General features: G+C 39.8%; 14 protein-coding genes and 1 tRNA gene. 7 read left to right on the forward strand and 8 right to left on the reverse strand.

Annotated elements, in window-relative coordinates:
* Nucleotides 1-208 precede the first annotated feature (208 nt).
* Nucleotides 209-3259 (forward strand): ligand-binding sensor domain-containing protein, encoded by a 3051-nt coding sequence (locus ACO1QW_RS01415; RefSeq protein WP_486255005.1) that lies wholly within the window; start codon nt 209-211, stop codon nt 3257-3259.
* Between the two features lie 8 nt (nt 3260-3267).
* Nucleotides 3268-4029, forward strand: a complete 762-nt coding sequence (locus ACO1QW_RS01420; protein WP_486255007.1) for a LytR/AlgR family response regulator transcription factor — start codon at nt 3268-3270, stop codon at nt 4027-4029.
* Nucleotides 4030-4266: 237 nt separating this feature from the next.
* On the opposite strand, the gene ACO1QW_RS01425 is transcribed toward ACO1QW_RS01420, so the two are convergent.
* From ACO1QW_RS01425 to ACO1QW_RS01435, 3 genes are all read right to left on the reverse strand, one after another.
* A complete protein-coding gene (locus tag ACO1QW_RS01425; RefSeq protein WP_486255008.1) occupies nt 4267-6339 on the reverse strand; it encodes a MopE-related protein in 2073 nt (690 codons plus the stop codon).
* 122 nt (nt 6340-6461) lie between these two features.
* Entirely contained in the window at nt 6462-8780 is a 2319-nt protein-coding gene (locus ACO1QW_RS01430; protein ID WP_486255009.1) for a MopE-related protein, read from the reverse strand.
* A 112-nt stretch (nt 8781-8892) separates the two neighbouring features.
* On the reverse strand, nt 8893-9309 hold the full coding sequence (locus tag ACO1QW_RS01435; protein WP_486255010.1) for a hypothetical protein: 417 nt from the start codon (nt 9307-9309) through the stop codon (nt 8893-8895).
* 249 nt (nt 9310-9558) lie between these two features.
* On the opposite strand from ACO1QW_RS01435, the gene ACO1QW_RS01440 reads away from it, so the two are divergent.
* Nucleotides 9559-12663, forward strand: a complete 3105-nt coding sequence (locus ACO1QW_RS01440) for a sensor histidine kinase (RefSeq protein WP_486255012.1) — start codon at nt 9559-9561, stop codon at nt 12661-12663.
* On the forward strand, nt 12654-13418 hold the full coding sequence (locus ACO1QW_RS01445; RefSeq protein ID WP_486255013.1) for a LytR/AlgR family response regulator transcription factor: 765 nt from the start codon (nt 12654-12656) through the stop codon (nt 13416-13418). Before ACO1QW_RS01440 ends, ACO1QW_RS01445 begins: the two co-directional genes overlap by 10 nt.
* Here the strand turns inward: ACO1QW_RS01445 and ACO1QW_RS01450 are convergent.
* From ACO1QW_RS01450 to ACO1QW_RS01460, 3 genes are all read right to left on the reverse strand, one after another.
* Nucleotides 13415-14215, reverse strand: coding sequence for a PhzF family phenazine biosynthesis protein (locus ACO1QW_RS01450; RefSeq protein ID WP_486255015.1), 801 nt, complete (start codon nt 14213-14215; stop codon nt 13415-13417). The two genes, ACO1QW_RS01445 and ACO1QW_RS01450, sit on opposite strands and share 4 nt — an antisense overlap.
* 80 nt (nt 14216-14295) lie before the next feature.
* Complete coding sequence (locus ACO1QW_RS01455; protein WP_486255017.1) at nt 14296-14898, reverse strand: trimeric intracellular cation channel family protein; 603 nt, start codon at nt 14896-14898, stop codon at nt 14296-14298.
* Nucleotides 14899-15004: 106 nt separating this feature from the next.
* Entirely contained in the window at nt 15005-17383 is a 2379-nt protein-coding gene (locus ACO1QW_RS01460) for an alpha-ketoacid dehydrogenase subunit alpha/beta (protein WP_486255019.1), read from the reverse strand.
* 217 nt (nt 17384-17600) lie between these two features.
* On the opposite strand from ACO1QW_RS01460, the gene ACO1QW_RS01465 reads away from it, so the two are divergent.
* The 3 genes from ACO1QW_RS01465 (at nt 17601) to ACO1QW_RS01475 (ending at nt 19773) form a co-directional block, all read left to right on the forward strand.
* On the forward strand, nt 17601-18080 hold the full coding sequence (locus ACO1QW_RS01465; protein ID WP_486255021.1) for a DUF1573 domain-containing protein: 480 nt from the start codon (nt 17601-17603) through the stop codon (nt 18078-18080).
* Nucleotides 18081-18098: 18 nt separating this feature from the next.
* Nucleotides 18099-18479 carry a DUF1573 domain-containing protein gene (locus tag ACO1QW_RS01470; RefSeq protein ID WP_486255023.1) on the forward strand — a complete coding sequence of 127 codons (381 nt, stop codon included), beginning with the start codon at nt 18099-18101 and terminating at the stop codon, nt 18477-18479.
* A gap of 97 nt (nt 18480-18576) precedes the next feature.
* A complete protein-coding gene (locus ACO1QW_RS01475) occupies nt 18577-19773 on the forward strand; it encodes a pyridoxal phosphate-dependent aminotransferase (protein WP_486255024.1) in 1197 nt (398 codons plus the stop codon).
* Between the two features lie 51 nt (nt 19774-19824).
* On the opposite strand, the gene ACO1QW_RS01480 is transcribed toward ACO1QW_RS01475, so the two are convergent.
* A tRNA-Met gene (locus ACO1QW_RS01480) sits at nt 19825-19898 on the reverse strand.
* A 272-nt stretch (nt 19899-20170) separates the two neighbouring features.
* Nucleotides 20171-21700 carry a sulfatase family protein gene (locus ACO1QW_RS01485; RefSeq protein WP_486255026.1) on the reverse strand — a complete coding sequence of 510 codons (1530 nt, stop codon included), beginning with the start codon at nt 21698-21700 and terminating at the stop codon, nt 20171-20173.
* Nucleotides 21701-21758: the final 58 nt, after the last annotated feature.

Below are 21758 nucleotides of genomic sequence, written 5' to 3' on the forward strand. Positions count from 1 at the left end.
CAAAGGCGGCTCGCAGCTTTTATCCGGCGAATGTGTTTTATCTTTTTTTCTAAACGGGGTTTGTTAAATGGTACTTTTAATCATAACAGTGGCGGCTATTGGCCAATAAACGGCGATGGATGCGCAGAGTTAGCCAGGTAGCTTTCTTTTTTCATTTATCTCAACTAATTTTATTTACCCAACTAAATGTCTATATAATATTTACTTTATGCGTTGTGCCACTACTCTCTTTTTACTTCTGTTAACAACGCAATTGTTAAGTCAACCGCTGTTGTTTGAAAATTATACTTCTGAAAATGGCTTGTCGCAAAACAGCTGTTTTGCCATCTCACAAGACAGTAATGGTTTTATGTGGTTCGGTACACAAGATGGACTTAACCGCTATGATGGCAAGCAGTTCAAAATTTATTCTCAGCAAAATGAACAGGGGCAGAAACTTCCCTCCAATATCATTACATCGTTGTTTTATGATTCTGTAAAAAATTTACTTTGGGTGGGTACTGTACAAGGTGCGTGCATGTATAGCCCTGCAGGTGATTCGCTGCTGAAAGTATCTGATTTTTTTCCTTTGGCATCAAGACTCGACAATGTGCCTATCAAAAAAATTATTTCGTTTACAAAGGATGAATACTGGATTATAACATTCAATCATGGACTTATTTGTTTAAATACAAAACAAGGCAAACTCACAACTTTTTTTAATGAGGCAGAAAACAGTGCGAACGTTACGAGCATTATTCTTCACGATGGAAAAATTTATGTTTCGCTATTGTACAGTATTTACAAAATGGCTTTTACCAATGCCAGCTACCAACCGACAGCATTTCATAAAGACTACCCCTTTCCCCAGATACGTGAATTATTTTCTTATAATGATGCTTTGTGGGTTGGCACCATGGCGGAGGGCTGTTACTATATAAAACACCCGGTAGAAAAAAGAGAGAACATTGTTAGCGGCACAAATTTCACAAGTGGTATTGGTGGTTTTACAGTAGACCATGATAATAATCTTTGGATTGGCAGCAGGGGAAATGGTCTCTATCGTTACAATGCAAAAGAAAACATTGTTACAAAAGCAGTCAATATTCAATACGATGCTACTTCTCCCATTTCCAACTACGCCCTTTCCATATTTACCGACCGCCAGGGAATTGTTTGGTGTGGTTTTTTTGATGGCATCACCAAGTATGATCCTTTGCGTTTCCAGTTCCGGAATATTGATGAAAAATCATCATTGAATGGATCATTAGCCGACAAAATGATTGTTAGAATGTATAAGGCCCGTGATGGTTCTGCATTTATTGGAACACTCAATAAAGGCATTCTTCAATGGAACAGGAATACAAATGCGTTCACGAGGTTTCCTGAGTCGGAAGTATATGGCAATGCAAATAATGTTATTTACGACATGGCCGAAGATAGAACCGGCAATATATGGGCAGCTAGTTGTGGGGGGTTAATGCATGTTGATCGCAAAACAAAAAACATTACCTACTTTCCTGAAAAGCAATTGCCCGAGTTAAATAAAATGTATGCGCTTATAAAACTAAAAAAGGCGGACAGTTTATTAGTTGCTTCCGAAAATGGTTTGCGTTATTTTTCATTGAAAAACTTTCAATGGCATCCTTTGCCGGCTAATGCAAGGCTCACCACTTTTATTGGTGGCTTGTACGTGTATACTTCCCGTTTCGTGTATGAAGACAGCAGCAATGCATTGTGGATTTGTACAGTTGGATCAGGGCTTGTAAAATATCGATACCTCAGCAATGATTTTGAAACAATAGAACCGGTTAAAAAAATTTCACTCTTCATTCGGCATCTTTTAGCCGATGGTCCGTTGTTCTGGATTGCTACTGATAACGGGTTAGTCATTTATAACTGGCAGCAGAATAAAGTGATCAAACATGCCATATTAAATACCAATGGATCTTCCAATGTTTGTTATGCCATTCAGAAAGATAACAACGGATATTATTGGGTGAGTACCAATCTTGGCATTTATAAATTTAATGCAGCGTATGAATTAATTCAGAAGTATAATACGGGTAATGGCCTTTCGTTTCTTGAATACAATACAGCCTGCACATTAAAAGATTCTACCGGCAATCTCTATTTTGGTGGCGTTGGGGGCATTACACATTTTAACCCGGTAACATTAAAACAAAATCAATACAGTCCCACTCCTCTTATCACCGCCATTAAAATAAACGACCAGTTGTGGCTTACAGGGAAAAACCCCAACCTGAATGATGAGCTTAGTTTCACTCAGAAACAAAATTTTCTCAGCATACAGTTTGCTGTTAATAATTTTTCCAATGAAGCAAACAATGTATTCAGTTACCGGCTTAAAGGTTTAAATGATGAATGGAGTATTCCCGCCACGAGTACTACTGCCAGTTTCACCAGTTTACCGCCTGGCAATTATACATTTGAATTACGTTCAGCCAACAGCGATGGCATCTGGAGCAAGGAGATAAAAACACTCAGCATTTCCATTCTTCCGCCATGGTGGAAAACATGGTGGTTTGCTGGTTTAGTTTTCATGGCACTAGGTTCAGTCATTTTTCTACTTGTAACCCGCCGGATAAAAAACATACGCTCCGAAGCGGCTGTTGAACAACAGATGGCGGAGCTGGAAATAAAAGGATTGCATGCACAAATGAATCCTCACTTTATTTTCAATTCACTTAACAGTATTAAAGAAATGATACTGGAAGACCAGAAGCAAAATGCAAGTAGGTACCTGAGTAAATTTGCCCAGTTAATTCGCACAAGTCTTGAACATTCACGTCACACTTTCATTACAATAAAACAATGTGCAGAACATTTACGGCAATACCTCGAAATGGAAAAATTAAGATTCGATGACTTTTCTTACAACATAGAAATTGATGAAAATTTACGTGCCGAAGAAACACAAATTGCACCACTACTGATACAACCGCTGGTTGAAAATGCCATCTGGCACGGTTTAAGAAGCAAAGAAAATGATCGCAGGTTATCGATCCGATTCTTGAAAAAAGAGAACCAGGTGATTTGCGAAATTGAAGACAACGGTGTTGGTATTCATCATTCCATGAAAAATAAATCATCTATTATTTCGCCTCATCGCTCTTTTGGAATATCCAATATAAAAGAAAGACTTGCCTTGCTCAATGAAAAATATAAGATGAAGTGTTCATTAACCATTAACGATAAAACTGATTTGCCAGGTAATACGGGTAGTGGCACATTAGCTGTACTTAAATTCACCATATAAATTCAGGTATGATAAAAACAATTCTTGTTGATGATGAGCCAAGTGGTTTAAACACGCTGAGAAAGCTGTTACAGGAATACTGTCCCGAATTGAAAATTATAGCTGAATGCAACAACGCTGATTCGGCAAAAGAAAAAATTGAATTACTGGAACCGCAATTGGTATTTCTTGATATTTCATTACCTGGAAAAACCAGTTTTGATATGCTTACAGAATTAGAGCATATTTCTTTCGAAATTATTTTTGTTACTGCACACGACCAATATACTTTACAAGCTTTTCACTACAGTGCAATTGACTACCTGGTAAAACCAATCGATGAAGACCTGCTGACCGATGCAGTGAAAAGAGCAGTAAAAAGAATCGAAAACACAGCTGTAAGCAATAATATTAATACGCTGCTTCACAACATTACAAAACCGCAATCGAGCCAGGACGCAAAGCTTTGCATTCCCTCACTGAAAGGGTTCCAGGTAGTTGACGTGAAAAATATTTTGTATTGCGAAGCATCTGGAAGTTATACTAATTTCTATTTTACCGGCAGCAACAGTATTTGTTCAGCAAAACCTGTTTACGAATACGAAGAGTTACTTTCTGATGCGGGTTTTGCACGTATTCATAAATCCTTTCTTGTGAATCTTCGCCACGTAAAGGAATACCTGCGTGGTGAAGGTGGTTCTGTAGTTCTGTCCAACGGAAAAGAGCTGGAAGTGTCAAGGAGAAAGAAAGATGTTTTTATGTCACGCATGAAAGAGTTTTACAAATTCTGATCACGAATGACAATTTATATATAGACCAGCGAAACAGATTAGTGTAACAAAAAAGAAGGCCGTATCGTTAAATTGATACGGCCACTTTTTTAGATGCTGTTCAAAAGTAGCAACACTCAAATTTGTTCATCATATTTGAGCCCGTCGTAAACTGTTAAATGGTTTTACAATTATTAGCTTCTAGTTTGTTTACATGATCTTATTTGTTGATCATGTCATCATTGTCGAATTAAAAAATCAATGGTTTAGTTTTACCAGTCTTATCAATTTATTGTCTTTGCCCTGGAGTATTCTTACAAAATAAGTTCCCGGCAGATAGCGATCACCAAGCTTTACAGATGTATTGGCTTCCATACTTTTTGTTTCTACTACTCTGCCATACAAGTCAGTTACCTGCATCACTATTTTCTCAGCTGAGCCAGACTTAACTGCGATGTTAAAATTGTTCGAGCTTGGGTTGGGAAACGCTGATACATTAAAACTTGCGGTAACAAATGCCGAACTATTTTCGCTTTCAGTTCTTGTGGTAAATGTTGAGCTACCATTAAGAATTGTTACCCTGCCGATGCTGGTACCCATCTGTGCAATTCCTGCCTTGGTAATTTGTACATCAAAATATTCATCTCCTTCGTTATTAAGATTGTCCGTAAAAATTACAATTGAAATGGTAGCGCTTGTTTGTCCCGCTGGTATTGTTACAGTTCCATTGCCTACTCCTTTGTAATCTTTATTTCGTCCGGACGAAACTGCCGTACCATCAACAGTTTTATAATTTATTTTTATGGGAACTGTTGCGGCAGGCGACATACTTATTGCAAGAGTGGCGATGCCGGATACTTCATTTACGGTTGTGCTTCCAATAGATACAGTAGGCGTAACGGCACAAACATCGGCAGTAGCTGTATTACAATCGTCATCAATTCCATTGTTACAAATTTCAGCTGCGCCGGGGTGCACTGCTGCATTGTTGTCATTGCAATCGCCATCACAAGTAGTATAGCCATCACTATCAGCATCTGCACAATTTATCACCGGCAATTCCAGTTTAACCACTGCGGCGTAATAACCGGTGTTGTTGCTCGCATTATTCCCAACAAGTAACTTTCCATCAGCCAATAACCTCATTGTATTGCCAATGTCATAACTATTACTAAAGTCAAGTTGATATTTGCCGTCATTATCAAATGAGTTATCGGGGCTTCCATCAGCATTCAAACAAACGATTCCAAAATCATCGTTAGTACCGTTAAATGTATTTCCCGACACTATTATTTTCCCATCCTGTTTTATTACTACACAACCTGCATCATCCTGCGCAGTGTTGAAATCAACTATTTTTTTTCCATCGCCGTCAAAACTCAAATCCAAACTTCCATTGCTACCAAGTAGTCTTATAATTCCATAATCGCTTGTAAATCCACTATTCGCTATTCCTGCTACCACAATATTTCCATCAGCGTTTATAGCAATTGATTTTATTTCATCATTTGATGCCGATAAACTGATTGTATGCTTTCCATCATCGCTGAAAGTGTTGTCAAGATTTCCATCGCCATTAATTCTTGCAATTGCAAAGTCCCAATTGGTTAATTCATCAACACGGGCTTTACCGCCAATCAATATTTTTCCGTTTGCATCAAGTGCTACCGTCGACGCCATATCATTACTCCCTGCAAAATCGATGCTTCTGTAACCGGTGATGTTAAAGCTGGCATCAAGTGATCCAAATGCATTTAAACGCATAATGATGAAATCATCCGTGGTTGCATTGGTTGGGTCACTGCCATTATTAACATATCCTCCAATTACAATTCTATCATCGGTCTGAATCATAACAGAAAACGGCCTGTCATCACGTGAGAGATCAATTACTTCTACGCCATTGCTTCCAAACGTTAAGTCCACTTCACCGTCGGTATCTAAACGCATGATTACAAAATCGGCTGCATCAAATTGCCGGTCGGTTGATTTGTGCCCCACCAAAATTATTTTACCATCAGATTGTAATGCTACAGCGGTAGCGGCAACACCAGGTTTATTAATATCTGCCAAGCCGTTAATTCCAAAGCTATTATCTGCAGTGCCATCGGCATTCAAACGCATAGCAGCAAACCTGCCGCCGGATGAACCTGCGATTAGAATTTTCCCGTTGGCATCGAGCACCATGGCTTTATCATATCTTGATGGAGTAAACCCGTTTACAAAAAGCCCTGCTTTACCGGCAGTGCCAAATAAAGGATCAAGTGTTTGTGCATTCGCCACTATTGCTGAAAAAACAAACAATGGCAAAAGGATGGTTACTTTTTTCATAAAAAAGTTTTTAGACTGTTGTAGAAAATCAAGGCAGTAAGTATTTCTTCATTCCATAAACATTTTTTATCGATCAATAGAAAACCGTTGCCAATCCATAGCGACCAGCAGCGGTTTGATCATTATTGTTTAACAAGCTTGATTGTTTTTCTATTTGATCCCTGGCGCACTTCAAGAATGTAAATACCTTTTTGCAATTCATCGCCCAAACGAAGTATACGATCTGAAGAACGCAATGCTTTCACTACTTGTCCCATGCTGTTGAAGATGCGTACATCAACAGGTGTGCCATCACCTCCATCTACCGTGACAGTAAATGATGATGTGCTGGGATTCGGAAATGCTTTTGCCTGTAAGAATATTTCTGTTTGTTCACGCAAGCCATTTCGAACTGTTGCTGACACATTATTTCTTGCACTTGTAATTGGCGCTCCATCAAGTATGGTGACCATTCCCGATACATCGCTCAATAAGCAATTCGTAGGCTTACTAAGATTCACATAGAAGTATTCATTATTTTCTGTTTTGCCATCGTTATATACCGGAACTGTAATAGTAGTGCTAAGTGTGCCCGGTGGAATGGTGAGCATTGTACTACCAATAGATTTATAATCCTTCTCTTTTTTATTTGATACTGCAGTTCCATCTCCAGTGGCATAACCAACTTTTACCTGGAGTGTGGTGATGTGCGAAAGCTTAATTGTGAGCATAGCCTTGCCTTCCGATTCATATACAGTTACGTCACTAATGCTAAGTGTGGGCTTACCACTGCATCCTTCATCAATAACGCCATCGCAATCATTGTCGATGCCATCACAAAGTTCTACACTACCCGTTGCACTTGGATGAATACTTGCATTTGCATCATTACAATCGCCTCCCTGTGTGGCATAACCAGCACCCGGATTGCTGCAAAATTGCTGAGCCGTACCTGTTCCATAACCATCTCCATCGGCATCAGAATAATAAGCAGTGGTTGGTAAGCCTTCGTCGATTTGCCCATTGCAATCATTATCGAAACCATCACAAATTTCGGTCGCCCCAGGACGAACTGCCGCACTATTGTCATTGCAATCGCCTCCCGTTTTTACCCAATAAATGATTTTAGTTTGACATGTAACGAAGGGTGGGAAATCTACACATGCAGGATCTACCTTAACTACCCGTGGCGATGGGGTAATGCAGCTTTCTACCATTGAATTATCGCTTCCATACCCATCACCGTCAGCATCTAAATACCATTGAGTTGGGGTTGGGGAGATGTATCTTGCCAGCGCAAAATCACTGTTATCACCTGGGTATGCATTCCCGGCCATTAAAATTTTCCCATCTTGTTGAACGGCGACCGCAAAGCATCCTTCAAAGTCTCCGGGAAAGTCAATAGTTAGTTTTCCAGCCTGGCCGAAACAAGGATCTAATTGCCCATTCTCTAAAAGCCGCACTGCCGAAAAACTCGGACTATTAAGTCCAATTACAATTTTCCCATCCTGTTGCAAAGCAATGCTATTTGAAAATGGTAAAGAACCAGATGAAAATTTTCCATCACCACTAAAACTATTGTCTAATGAACCGTTGGAATTATATCGGGCAACGGCCAACCCATTACCTAGCGAATACCCTGTTAATATAAATTTGCCATCGGCCTGCACTACCATCGCAACGGGTTGATCGGTGCCACCAAAATCAACTGTATTAGTATTTGCAATGTTTGAAGCATTTGCGCTAAACTTTGCCCACACAAAATCATCATTACTTTGCCCACAAATAACAAACTCATCCAATGGAAGTACAACTAAATCATAAGCAGCAAAACCCTGCCATTCGAGAGAATTCAGTACGTCACCAGTTGTCGATAAAACTGTAAATTCAGTCCTCCCATAACGTCCTGCCGCCAGAAGTACAGCGCCATCAGTTCTTATACCCACACTTGCATCTTCGTACTTTACATTTGAAAATTTGTCGGATAAACTTGCTACGTAATATCCATCTAAACTAAAATCCAGGTCGAGGCTGCCGTTTGGAAGAAAACGAATAATAAATTTGACACCTTGATATTCATCTATTGATTGAATGTTTCTGTTTGCAATGCCGGCCGCTAATATCTTTCCATCCGACATTATTTCGAGGTCAGTAATTCTGAACTGATCAAAATTTTTATAAAGATCCCATTCCACTTTTCCTCCAACACCAAAATCGGTATCTAATGTTCCGTCTGTTTTGTAGCGGGCAAATTTTACCGGGCCTTCTCCAAAAGAACTCCCTGCAACTACTATTTTACCGTCTTGCTGAACGGCTAATCGATTTACCTCGTCATGCGTCCCAATTCCGAAGTTTGTCGTCACCAATCCACCATTCCAAAACGTTGGGTCTAATCCTGCTTGTGCGAAAGATGTTTGCCAGCAGGCAAATAAAACAATGCATGTGTAAAAAATCCTTTTCATGTTTTTCAGTTTAGTGATGATTATTTATGAGCTATAATTGAAGATTACTTTTTGTTTTGATGTAGGTGCATGTCACAAATTCACTTCCCTCAACTCTCTACATCTTGTCATTCTATGCATTCTTCATACGCAAACCATCCAACAACCACCAGCTTCCCTGCCGCACGAATGAACATTGCGCTGAAAATTTTTTCATAGAGTCGGCTGTTGGTGTTTGCCAGATTCCCTTTACTAATGCAGCAAATGAATCTGGCTTCTTCTTTCTTGCCGGCCAAACTTCAACAATTACGATTTCATTGATCACCGGATTGCTGATGGAATATTTTTCAGGATTGGAGATTGTTTCTTTTAACTGCTGATAACAAACGATGGTCGATTGCTTTTTTAATACCTCAATATTCCCACTGGCGCTTGCTTTTAATACCAAATAAAAAATGATTCTCGCCTGCTCTGCCATACTACCATGATCCCATATTTTATCTTTTTGTACAAGATGGCTCAGCCTTGCACCCGCAATCGAAATCTTCAAACTTGTCCAGGATATTTTCATCAGCCGCTGAAAGTAGAAATGATCCAAAGCAAATTCAACGCAACAATGTATACGGCGGCATTGCTTTTATATCCGGAATAATTGCAGGGAAAAGATTTTTAAAGTTTTACACCGTGAATGGCGGGTCTTCGACTTTGAACGGCAGCTATTTTTCAATAAAAGGCGGGCTTCAATAAAAAGGATAAATGGCCGTATAATTTCTTAAAACTTGGAATTAACTTTAAGCACATGATACAAAGGCTGACCATTTCCTTTCTTTCGGTCGTTGTTGTACTCAACAGTTTTTGCCAACCTTACGTGGAAAAAGATTTTACCCGGTACACCAAGCTTGATGGCTTATCCCATAACAGCATTACGGGTATTGTGCAGGATTCATTGGGCTACATCTGGATCAGTACAAAAAAAGGACTCAATCGTTTCGACGGACGATCCTTCAGCAATTTTTTTAAACGCTCAGAAAATTTACCCCTGCCCGAAAACGATATTCTTAACCTTAGCCGCCAGGCAAATGAAATCATCGGCTCCACATCAGTAGGTGCATTTTCCTACAATACTATTACCAGAAAGCTAAAGGCCTTTCATGTTCCGGCCGACTCTACTATTTATTTTTGGTCGAACCAGGTATGGCAAACATTAAAAGATAAGTCGGGCAATTATGTATTGTCGACAAAAACAGGTTTATACATTTTTAATGAAGAAGGAAAACTTATTACACGCTATGATCATTTTACACCGAAGGATGCAGGCAAAAAAGAATTATGGTTTGGAAGCTGGATTGCACAATTAAGCGATGGAAGAATATTCCAGGAAAATAACCTGGCCGGTTCTTTTTACAATCACAAAACAAAAAAAATAGAAGCACACAGCTTTCATCATCAATCTACTCTTAAGCGATTGCTCAATTCAAAAATTGACGAAGAACGAATCTCTTTTTATGGCAGCAACAATCAATTGATCACGCCTAATAGGCGAAAGGATTCACTTGAAATTTACAACCTTGTTACCGGTCATTATGCATCGTACCCAACACCAAAAGTTGTAATCTCCGATCTTGACTGGTACAGCAAACTATTTTTTCTAAATGACAGCGTTGCAGCGCTTACAAGCAAAGTGGGTGGATTTTACTTGCTCCAGCTTTCGAAGAAAACCAATCAGTGGTCTTGCAGTGCTCAGAAATTTTTCGCCGGAAAGTATTGTACATCCGTTTTTTCGGATAAGAATAACCGTTTGTGGGTGGGCACAAGTGATGGATTGTACAAACAAAACATAAGAAACAGCTTCTTCAATAACGAAGATTTATCGCTACAACTTCCATCAATTGTAAATACGGGCATTCAAAGTGTTTTTATTTCACAGGATAAAATTTATGCAGGCCTAAGAAACGAAGGCGGCTTGTTAATATTAAATGGGCAAACAAAAAAAATAGAACAGGTAATTGATCTTTCAAAACACGGACCTGGCAGTAACAGTCTGAATTATATTTTTCAATTTAATCCCGACACATTGTGGCTTGGCACTGCAAAAGGTATTCTTTGGTTCAATAAAAAAAATAATACTCACGGAAAGTTAAATATACCCGGCCAACCCGAATGGTTTTACAACACGAAGACAAGAAGTTTTTTACAAGATTCAGAAGGAGATTTGTGGTTATCGTTTGGAGTACTCAATAGTTTGTTGCTATTCAAAAGATCAGAAAATATATTTTACGATTTCACCAACAGCCAGCTGCTCAAGATCACATTCTGTTTTAGTATGGAAGAAGATAAAAACAGGAATGTATGGATTGCCGGCGACGGGCTTTGCCGCTGGAACCGAAATACAAATACAATCGATACACTCATCCCCTATCCATCGGTGATAAACACCGTGACAAATTACATGCGAATACTTGATTGTGATGAGGCAAATAACTTATGGCTCGCATCTTATGACAATGAAATCATTCAATACGATTGCAATGAAAATAAAATGTATTTAAGAGTTAGTGAAAACAGTATGATCGATGGACATTCCGTAACAAGTTCTGATATCATTAAAGATCATATTTGGCTGGGGATGGCAAATGGCATTTCGGCATTTAATATAAAAGATCATTCTATTAAACAATTCAATTACTCTGACGGATTGCCCTCTGCTGTTGTTACATCACCCCGGAACGGAAGTTTTTATGACTCGATAAAAAACCGCTTCTACTTTGGCGCAGGCCAGTATTTAATTTCATTTGTTCCTGATGCACGGGGTGCCGAAAAAAAAGGACCGTTCTTCTCCGTTGAAGTGATGGGTGAAACGCAGGCGCAAAATCAAAAAATTGTACTGCCGTATTCAAAAAATAATGTTGAACTAACTTTCAATGCCATCAACTTTACTGATCCCGAAGAAAACCGCTTTGCTTATCGTTTCCTTGGCGAGCAAAATGAAAACTGGAATGAGCTTAACACAAAAAATGTAGTTGTGCTAAGTAAATTACCTCCAGGTTCTCACCGTATTGCAGTGAAGATATTTTCAGTGAATAATCGATGGGCTCCGCAAATCCAAACCATACACCTGCAAATTAAACCACCATTCTGGAGATCGCCCTGGTTTCTCTTTCTTGCTGTGGCTGCATTTATTCTTTTGATTGTATTTATATATCGCCGAAGGATAAACCAAATAAACCGGCAGGCAAATATTGACAAACAACTGGCCCAAACTGAAATGAAAGCGCTTCACGCACAAATGAATCCGCATTTTATTTTTAATTGTCTCAACAGCATTCGTGAAATGATTTTGAATGATGAGAATGAACAGGCTTCTCTCTATCTCAGCAAGTTTGCAAAGCTTATACGTATAACGCTAAATCATTCATCGAAACAATTTGTAAGCTTGAAAGACACGGTTGACTACCTTGAACGATATATTGAAATGGAAAGCATCAGGAACAACCAGTTTACTTACAAACTAAATGTTGCCAATGATCTGAATGTGCACGACATTATGGTTCCTCCAATGCTTATTCAACCTTTTATTGAAAACGCTATCTGGCATGGCTCTGCGCAAAAGAAAAACATCACCATACAAATCAGTTTTAAACAACAGGGCGACCAGTTGATCTGCGTTGTTGAAGACGATGGCATTGGAATTGAAGAATCATTAAAACAGAAAAATGATATTACGCATGAGCCATCAGTAGGAATTGACAATATTAAACAACGGATCGAACTGCTGAATGAAAAATACAACCTGCATAGCACGATTGAGATCAGGGACAAACTAACTTTATCACCTGCAAACGGAACGGGAACAATTGTTACGCTTCATTTGCCCATAAAAACAAATGAAAACCTATGGACCTAAAAGCTGTATTAATCGATGATGAACCACGTGGCATCAGCTCCATGCAAAAGCTGTTGCAGATCAATTGCCCCGATGTAATTGTTACCGGCAGTTTTACTGATGCCAATGAAGCCATTGAGCACATCAGACAGCTTAACCCCGATCTTATTTTTCTCGACATCGCAATGCCAGTGAGAAGCGGTTTTGAATTACTGAAAGAATTAAAAGGTGTAAATTTTGAAGTTGTATTTGTTACAGCACACAACCAGTATATGGTTGAAGCTTTTCATTTCAGCGCTATCGATTACTTATTAAAACCCATAGAAGATAATTTATTGATTGATGCAGTTGAACGGGCAAAAAAAAGGATCGGCGAAAAATCAGGAAATAAAAACATTGAAACATTTCTACATAACCTCACACAAAAGCAATCGCCACAGAAAATGAGGCTTTGTATTCCATCATTAAAAGGTTTCCAGGTAATTGAACTTGACGACATCTTATATGCTGAATCATCGGGCAACTATACAAACCTGTATTTTGCAAATAACAAAATGGTGTGTACATCAAAACCTTTGCATGAATATGAAACACTGCTTGAAGATGCAGGCTTTGTGCGTATTCACAAATCAGTGTTGGTAAACCTGAAGCATATAAAGGAATATTTCCGTGGCGAAGGCGGATCTGTTCTTCTTTCCAATGGACATGAACTGGAAGTTGCCCGAAGAAAAAAAGATTTACTGATTGCGAGAATGAAAGAGTTTTACAAGTTTTAACCAGCTATATCAAACTCACCTTTCATGTAAAACACGCATTCACCTCCCATCATTACACGTTCTGCACTTATCTGTTCGCAAATAAGATCGCCGCCTCGTTTACTTAACTGTTTGGCCATCATTTTTTTCTTATCCAGTTTTTCACTCCAGAACGGAATCAATTGTGAATGTGCCGAACCGGTAACAGGATCTTCATCAATACCTGCTGATGGTGCAAAGAAGCGTGAAACAAAATCAACCCCATTTCCTTTGGCAGTAAGTATCAGCATTTCACCTGTTTTCTTTAAAGCGGTAAAATCAGGTTTCGCATTGATCACTTCTTCTTCTGTTGCCACTTCAATCATCAGGTCACGGTATTTATATGCACCAAGTATTTCCTTTACAGAAAGTATTTCAGCAATGCCTTCGGGATAATCTGTAATACGTTCCGGTTTCCATGATGGAAAATCCATTTCGTAGTAAGTGCCATTCCTCTCCACTTTCAACAATCCACTCTTTGAACTGAAAGTAACCGACGGTTTGGAATAGCCAAGCTGAGTATATAAAACAAATGCACTCGCAAGTGTTGCATGACCGCATAAATTAATTTCAAGCTCAGGTGTAAACCAGCGGATATCATAATCAGCCCCGTCTTTTTGGGATGGAACAAAGAAAACCGTTTCCGCAAGATTATTTTCCATTGCCAGTTGTTGCATCAATTCATCATCGATCCATTTTTCCAATGGTACAACTGCAGCAGGATTTCCTTTAAACAATGTTGAAGTAAAAGCATCAACCTGGTATAATGATAATTTCATGATTCAGTAAATTAATAACAGCAAGCTATTGAAGTAACAAAATAAAACAAGCAACTATTACATCAGCGGTCGAAAATAATTTAATACAGCCGGGGCAATGCTAACTTATAACGTACTACAAGTATGCGGAAGATCACAATAAACAAAATAGAGATGATGGTGGCAAAGGGACTAAACATGTCAATCTTTAATAATAAAAAATAGAGTATTCCACCAAGAATAGAAACCGACGCATAAATTTCTTTGCGGAATACCAATGGCACATTATTCAGCAATACATCTCTTATTACCCCTCCGAATGAACCGGTAATAGTACCCAACGCAATGCAAATACCCGGTGTGAATTGTAATTGCAATCCTTTTTGCAATCCAATAAGTGTAAATAAACCCAGACCAAATGCATCAAATAAAAACAAGGTACTGGTAAAACGTTTGAGATAGTTTCCAAAAAACATTGTTGCAATTGCGGCAACAATAATCACAATGGTTGTTGTGCCGCTGCGTAACCAGCTAACAGGTGTATCACCTATCAACACATCACGCAATGTTCCTCCGCCAATAGCTGTTACAAAGGAAAGAATGATAACACCAAACGGATCAAGCTTTTTCTCCATTGCAGAGAATGCACCTGATACAGCAAAAGCAAAAGTGCCGAGTATGTCGATGACGGAGAGGAAAGACATTGTTGTGAATTGTGAATGCTAAAATATTTTAAGAGTTTATTGAATGGCAACTACCCAAAAAGTGTAAGGTCCTATTCACCACTCACAATTCACCATTCACTAATACTCACTCCCTCATCATCTCCTGCAATACACTCATGATCTCCTCAACATTTGGTTTGCTGAAATAATCACCATCACTTCCGTAAGCAGGGCGATGGGATTTGCCGGTAATGGTGCGTGGAGCAACATCAAGATATTTATAACCGCCTTGTTCTTCCATCACCTTATTGAACATATACGCTGCTGCACCGCCTGGCACATCTTCATCAATAAAAGCAATACGGTTTGTTTTCTTAAGTGATTCAAGAATTACATGATTCACATCAAAAGGAAGCAGCGTTTGCACATCAATAATTTCGCAGCTGATATTGAAACGTTCAAGCTGTTGTGCGGCATCGTCAATGATGCGAAGAATAGAACCGTATGATACAATGGTAATATCAGTGCCCTGCCTGATCACTTCCGGCACACCCATTGGCACGGTAAAAGAAGTAAGGTTAGAAGGCATTTTTTCTTTTAACCGATAACCATTTAAACATTCGATCACTAACCCCGGTTCATTGCTTTGCAACAATGTATTGTACATACCAGCCGCCTGCACCATATTGCGTGGCACACATACGTACATACCACGAAGACTGTTAACGATCATCCCCATGGGCGAACCACTATGCCAGATACCTTCTAAACGATGACCTCTTGAGCGGACGATCAAGGGTGCACTTTGTCGGCCTGCCGTGCGGAATTGCAATGTTGCCACATCATCGGTGAGCGGTTGCAAACCATAAACTAAATAATCGAGGTATTGAATTTCTGCAATGGGACGAAGACCACGCATCGCTAAACCGATGCCCTGGCCCATAATAGTCAACTCACGAATCCCTGTATCGAAAATTCTGTTTTCACCGTGCTTTGCCTGCAAACCGGCGAAACCTTGGTTCACATCACCAATAAATCCTAGGTCTTCACCAAAGGCAACCACTTTTGGATTTGATGCAAACAACTGGTCGAAATAACGATTAAGTATTTCGTAACCATTTAAAATTGTTGCGTCTTCTTCATATTCTGCAATTACCTCTTTCACTTTCATGGCACTTGCTGCGCCTTCATGATAAAGATGTGTATTAAATAAAGCTTTATTTTCTTCCTGGAGCTTTTTATACAAATCGTCTGCATAAGAAGAAATGCCTGCAACAGATATACCTTTATACAAAGCACTCATTACATCCCTGCGGTTGGGCTCACGTTGTTTTTTTAATTCATCAATCAGCTGCTCCAACTCTTCTTTGTGTGGAGACGATGCAGCGGCTTGCTGTAAAGCTGCAACTACTTCTTCAACCTGAGCTTTAATAGGCAACTCAAATTGCTTCCACGCTTCATTCTTTTCGCTGCGTACAAATTCTTTTATTTCCCGTTCAATGCTGTTAAGATGATCTTCATCTGAAAGATTATTTTCAATGATCCACTCTTTCATTTTTTTAATACAATCCCACTCACGCTCCCACTGCAGGCGATCAGTTGTTTTGTAACGTTCATGACTACCCGAAGTAGAATGACCTTGCGGTTGCGTTACTTCTTCCACATGAAATAAAGCAGGCGTATGTGTGGCACGTATTTTTTCAATACCTGTTTCAAACACTTCGCACATACCGGCATAATCCCATGCTTTCACTTTATAAATTTCAATACCGGTTGTTCCTTCTTTTTTCTGAAATCCTTTCAGCGCTTCCGAAATAGAACCTTTGGTTGTCTGGTATTTTTTTGGAACGGAAATGCCATAACCATCATCCCAGATAAATACAGCTAAAGGAATTTGTTGCACCGCAGCGGCATTCATGGTTTCCCAGAAATGACCTTCACTTGTTGATGCATCGCCAATAGTAGCAAAGCACACTTCGTTTCCTTTGTTTGAAAGTTGTGTAAATGATTTCAATACATCTGAATGACGAAACAGTTTTGAAGCCAATGCCAAACCCACGGAACGTGGCATTTGTGCGGCCGTTGGAGCCATGCCCGACGTGAGATTTTTGCGGTTGACCAAATCAACCACATTTCCATGCGCATCAACAAACTCCGACGCAAAATGAGAATTCATTTGCCTGCCCGCACTATGTGGATCATTAGCTGTATCAGGATCGGCATAAAGCTGTGCAAAAAATTCTTTCACCGTTGCCACACCCGTTGCAAAAGCAAAGGTCTGGTCACGATAATAACCGCTGTAAAAATCTCCCGGCCTGAAAAACTTGGCCATTGCCAGCTGAGGAACTTCCTTACCGTCGCCAAAAATGCCAAACTTGGCCTTACCGGTAAGCACTTCTTTACGACCAAGCAGACTTGCTTCACGGCTAAGGCAAGCCATGCGGTAATCCTGTAACACTTCCTGCTGAAAATGCTCAAAAGAGAGCTGCTGGAGTTGCAAGGTTTCGTTAGTAGTTGATTCCATGCGGCAAAAATAAATGTTTTGCCCCCACGTTAACACTTGTAAGTGGATTTGGTGAAAACAACCGGTTTCCTGTGAAAAACCGTGAATGAGGTAAAACCCGGCTCAAACCATGAAAATCAAACCATCATACCATTAATAAAATTTTATGAAAGGCAACCATCTGGGGTTATGAACTGTCTTTAGTAATACTTACTTTTACAACTCAATCTTTCTATTTATGCAAAAACATTTTATTACCCTTAGTGCCGCTGTACTCTTAGGCTTTGCCGGCCTGGCTCAAAGTCACGACGGGCACAACCACGCCACAACCCCAACCACCACTACAACTCCGGCTCCAAAACCTGAAAGTATTAAGCTTTCTGAATCAACATTTGATTTTGGAAAAATTCCGCAGGGAAAACCGGTAACACACATTTTTACAGTTGAAAATATTGGTAAGGATTCGTTGAAGATCGATAATGTACAAGCATCATGCGGTTGCACCACTCCCGAATGGAGCCGCAATGCAGTTGCTGCCGGCGACAAAACAAGTATTAAAGTAGGATACAACGCAGCCGCTGAAGGCGTGTTTGATAAAACCATTACCATTTATTATAACAGCGGACAAGTAAAAGTGATGAACATCAAAGGCACCGTTTGGAAAACTCCTGACCAATCGGCACCAACCAACCAGGCATTAAATATCTTTAAACAATAAACGAAAAATACGCATACAATGAAACAGTTCATGATCGCCTTTGTAGCACTATTTGTTTTTACTGCGGTAAATGCGCAGTCGAAAAAACCAACCGATGTAGTAAAGTTTGCCAGTGAAACAGTTGATCTTGGTAAAGCAAAACTGAATAGCCCTGTAACCGCAACATTTACGTTTACTAATAACAGTAAAGAAGATGTGGTGATTGAAACAGTAACTCCCGGCTGCGGTTGCACAAAATCAGATTACACAAAAGAACCCATTAAACCAGGCAAAACAGGTACTATCACAGCTACCTACAATGCTGCTACTCCAGGCAAATTTTCGAAGCAGGTGCGTGTAAAATTGCTGGGGGTTGATGAAGAGCAGGTACTTACCATCTTGGGTAATGTTGAACAATAAATAAACCATCTCCATTAATACAGAGCCTCCGGAATTTTCGGGGGCTTTTTTATGTCCCATACTACTAAATGTAAGTACCCACCCTATCTTTGCCCGCATGTTAGCAATAAGTAAACGTGGCGAACAAATGCCAGCCTCGCCTATCAGGAAACTCGTTCCATTTGCAGAAGCCGCAAAGAAAAAAGGCATCAAAGTATTTCACTTAAATATTGGACAGCCCGATATTGAAACACCCCCCGCCATTCTTGATGCTGTTCGAAATACCGATATAAAAGTGCTTGAATACAGCCATAGCGCCGGTAATGAAAGCTACCGCCGCAAACTGGTGCAGTATTATCAAAAGGTAGGAATTGATGTGAATTACGACCAGATCATGATCACAACCGGAGGAAGTGAAGCCATTATGTTTGGTTTCCTTACCTGCTTAAACCCTGGCGACGAAGTGATTGTTCCCGAACCATTCTATGCAAATTATAATGGCTTTGCGTGTGCTGCAGGGGTAACCGTTGTGCCAATCACTTCCACTATTGAAACTGGTTTTGCATTACCTCCCATTGAAGATTTTGAAAAAGTGATTACGGCAAAAACAAAGGCCATCATTATCTGCAGTCCCAATAACCCCACCGGTTATTTATACAGCAAAGAAGAAATGCTTAAGCTGAAAGATATTTGCTTGAAGCATAACCTTTATTTATTCAGCGATGAGGCCTATCGTGAATTTTGTTACGATGGCACTTATGTAAGTGCCCTGCATATCGAAGGATTGGAACAGCATGTAGTATTGATGGATACCATCAGCAAACGCTATAGTGCATGCGGTGCAAGACTCGGCGCTTTAGTTACAAAGAATAAATCAGTTTACGATGCGGCCATGAAATTTGCACAGGCGAGGTTGAGCCCTCCCGGTTTAGCACAGATCATGGGCGAAGCAGCAATTGATTTGCCCGATAGTTATTTTGAAGCGCCAAAAGCTGAATACCTCTCCCGCAGAAATTTATTGGTGAGTCGGTTGAATAAAATGGCAGGTGTGATTTGCCCCAACCCCGGCGGTGCATTTTATGCCATTGCGAAGTTGCCTATTGATGATAGTGATAAATTTTGCCAATGGTTGCTCGAATCATTTTCGCACAATGGTCAAACCTTAATGCTCGCCCCGGCCACCGGTTTTTATGGCACACCCGGATTGGGGAAACAGGAAGTGAGACTGGCTTATGTGCTTAACCTGAAGGCACTCGACCAGGCAATGGATTGTTTGGAAGAGGCATTGAAAGTTTATCCGGGAAGAACGAACTAAAGTGATAATCCGCATAAAAAAAGTCCTCCAATGGAGGACTTTTTGTTTTTGTACCGGAGAGCAGACTTGAACTGCCGACCTTCGGGTTATGAATCCGATGCTCTAACCAGCTGAGCTACCCCGGCCTATTTGGGGCTGCAAAGATAAAGGTTTCCGTTTTTTGAGCCAACCAATTTTTAAAGCATTTTTTGATTTCGCTTTATGTTCTTATGAAGGTTGTATGCATTTTATGATGTACAGGCCTTTTGAGCGCTTTTAATACCGGGTAAGGTGCCTTAAGCATGGAAGTATCCTGCAGGTAATATATAGCTGATTTTTTAATTGGAAGAATTGTACCGCATCTATCATCCAAGGTATGTTCCTGATGGCCAAGCGTCTCGCTTGTGCCTCTGTCTCATCATTTCTTTTGCTCAAGTATCTCTTCAGCTTCTTTATCATCATATGCTTTGATCTGCTTCCTCAATTCTTTCTTTAGCGTTGCTGTAATTGTTGCATAAGCTTTGTCGCCATACACATTCTTCATTTCGCTTTTATCTTTTTCAAGATCGTACAGTTCCCAGCCTTCAACTCGTTTGTAAAAACGGATCAGTTTATATCGTCCTGTGCTGATGCCAAAATGCGGCGATACAGCATGCTCTCCATTTTCATAATAATGATAATACATCGTTTGCCGGCCTTTTTTCTGTTCACCTGTAAGAAGCGGCATAAAGGATATTCCCTGCATATCAGCAGGTGGCTTTACACCGGCTGCACTTAAAAGAGTTGGTGCAATATCAAGATTCATGACAAGATTATTATTTTCCGTTGCAGCCTTTACTACCCCGGGATAACGCATCAGCATCGGTGTCCTGAACGATTCTTCATACATAAATCGTTTATCAAACCAGCCATGTTCACCCATATAAAAACCCTGGTCTGAAACATAAATAACAATGGTGTTTCCTGTAAGTTGCTGTTGATCCAGGTAATCCAATGTGCGACCAACATTCCGATCGAGCGATGCAGCAGTAGCCAGATAATCTTTCATATACCGCTGGTATTTCCATTCAACAAATGCCTTACCCGAAAGATTTTTTGATTTAAAGTCGGCATAAATCGAATCATAATACTGCATAAATTGTTGGCGTTGATTCGCCGTCATACGATTGATGCTTCCTTCCTTTCCTTCTTCTTCCTTACTATCAAACATTTTCAGATCGTAACCCATCCGCATGGTTTTGTCAATGGTCATATCCTGCACCATGGCAGCAGAACGGTTTTGGTAATTGTCGTAAAAATTAACCGGAAACGGAAACGTTGTGTTATTAAATAGTCGCAGATCCTGCAGATCAGGCATCCACGTACGATGCGTGTTTTTATGACCGATCACAATACAAAAAGGTTTGGATGTATCCCTTTTGTCCAACCAGTTTTCTGCAGCATCTTCTACTACGGTGCTTACATATCCTTCAACACGTTTTCTCGTTCCATCCATCATTAAAAAATCAGGATTGTAATAACTGCCCTGCCCCGGCAATATCTGCCAAAAGGAAAAACCTTGCGGTTGTGTTTCCAGGTGCCATTTGCCGATCCATGCTGTTTGGTAACCAACTTTGCTTAACTCTTTAATAAAGGTGTTTTGCGATCCATCAAAACTTGAATGTTCATTATCCTTAAACCCGTTCTTATGACTGTATTTACCTGTAAGAATTACCGCACGGCTGGGGCCACAAATGGAATTGGTGACATAAGCCTTCTTAAAAAGAACGCCTTCTTTAGCAATACGATCAATATTGGGTGTTTGCATCAGCTTACTTCCATAAGAGCTGATGGTTTGATACGCATGATCATCAGAAACAATGATCACAATGTTTGGTCTTTTTTGTGCACTGACCGTTACAGAAAAAAACAAAACGGTGAACAACAAAAACTGTCTACTGCAATTCATGATCATAACTTATTTTATTTACAATCTTTTTTTTCAACTCACAAGTGTCTCGCTTCTG

This window comes from Lacibacter sp., assembly GCF_057361365.1.

Bases quoted from the DNA above. Each gene is read 5' to 3' on its own strand.
- ACO1QW_RS01415 (WP_486255005.1), top strand. From the start codon at position 209: ATGCGTTGTGCCACTACTCTCTTTTTACTTCTGTTAACAACGCAATTG.
- ACO1QW_RS01420 (WP_486255007.1), top strand. From the start codon at position 3,268: ATGATAAAAACAATTCTTGTTGATGATGAGCCAAGTGGTTTAAACACG.
- ACO1QW_RS01425 (WP_486255008.1), bottom strand. From the start codon at position 6,339: ATGAAAAAAGTAACCATCCTTTTGCCATTGTTTGTTTTTTCAGCAATA.
- ACO1QW_RS01430 (WP_486255009.1), bottom strand. From the start codon at position 8,780: ATGAAAAGGATTTTTTACACATGCATTGTTTTATTTGCCTGCTGGCAA.
- ACO1QW_RS01440 (WP_486255012.1), top strand. From the start codon at position 9,559: ATGATACAAAGGCTGACCATTTCCTTTCTTTCGGTCGTTGTTGTACTC.
- ACO1QW_RS01445 (WP_486255013.1), top strand. From the start codon at position 12,654: ATGGACCTAAAAGCTGTATTAATCGATGATGAACCACGTGGCATCAGC.
- ACO1QW_RS01450 (WP_486255015.1), bottom strand. From the start codon at position 14,215: ATGAAATTATCATTATACCAGGTTGATGCTTTTACTTCAACATTGTTT.
- ACO1QW_RS01455 (WP_486255017.1), bottom strand. From the start codon at position 14,898: ATGTCTTTCCTCTCCGTCATCGACATACTCGGCACTTTTGCTTTTGCT.
- ACO1QW_RS01460 (WP_486255019.1), bottom strand. From the start codon at position 17,383: ATGGAATCAACTACTAACGAAACCTTGCAACTCCAGCAGCTCTCTTTT.
- ACO1QW_RS01465 (WP_486255021.1), top strand. From the start codon at position 17,601: ATGCAAAAACATTTTATTACCCTTAGTGCCGCTGTACTCTTAGGCTTT.
- ACO1QW_RS01470 (WP_486255023.1), top strand. From the start codon at position 18,099: ATGAAACAGTTCATGATCGCCTTTGTAGCACTATTTGTTTTTACTGCG.
- ACO1QW_RS01475 (WP_486255024.1), top strand. From the start codon at position 18,577: ATGTTAGCAATAAGTAAACGTGGCGAACAAATGCCAGCCTCGCCTATC.
- ACO1QW_RS01485 (WP_486255026.1), bottom strand. From the start codon at position 21,700: ATGAATTGCAGTAGACAGTTTTTGTTGTTCACCGTTTTGTTTTTTTCT.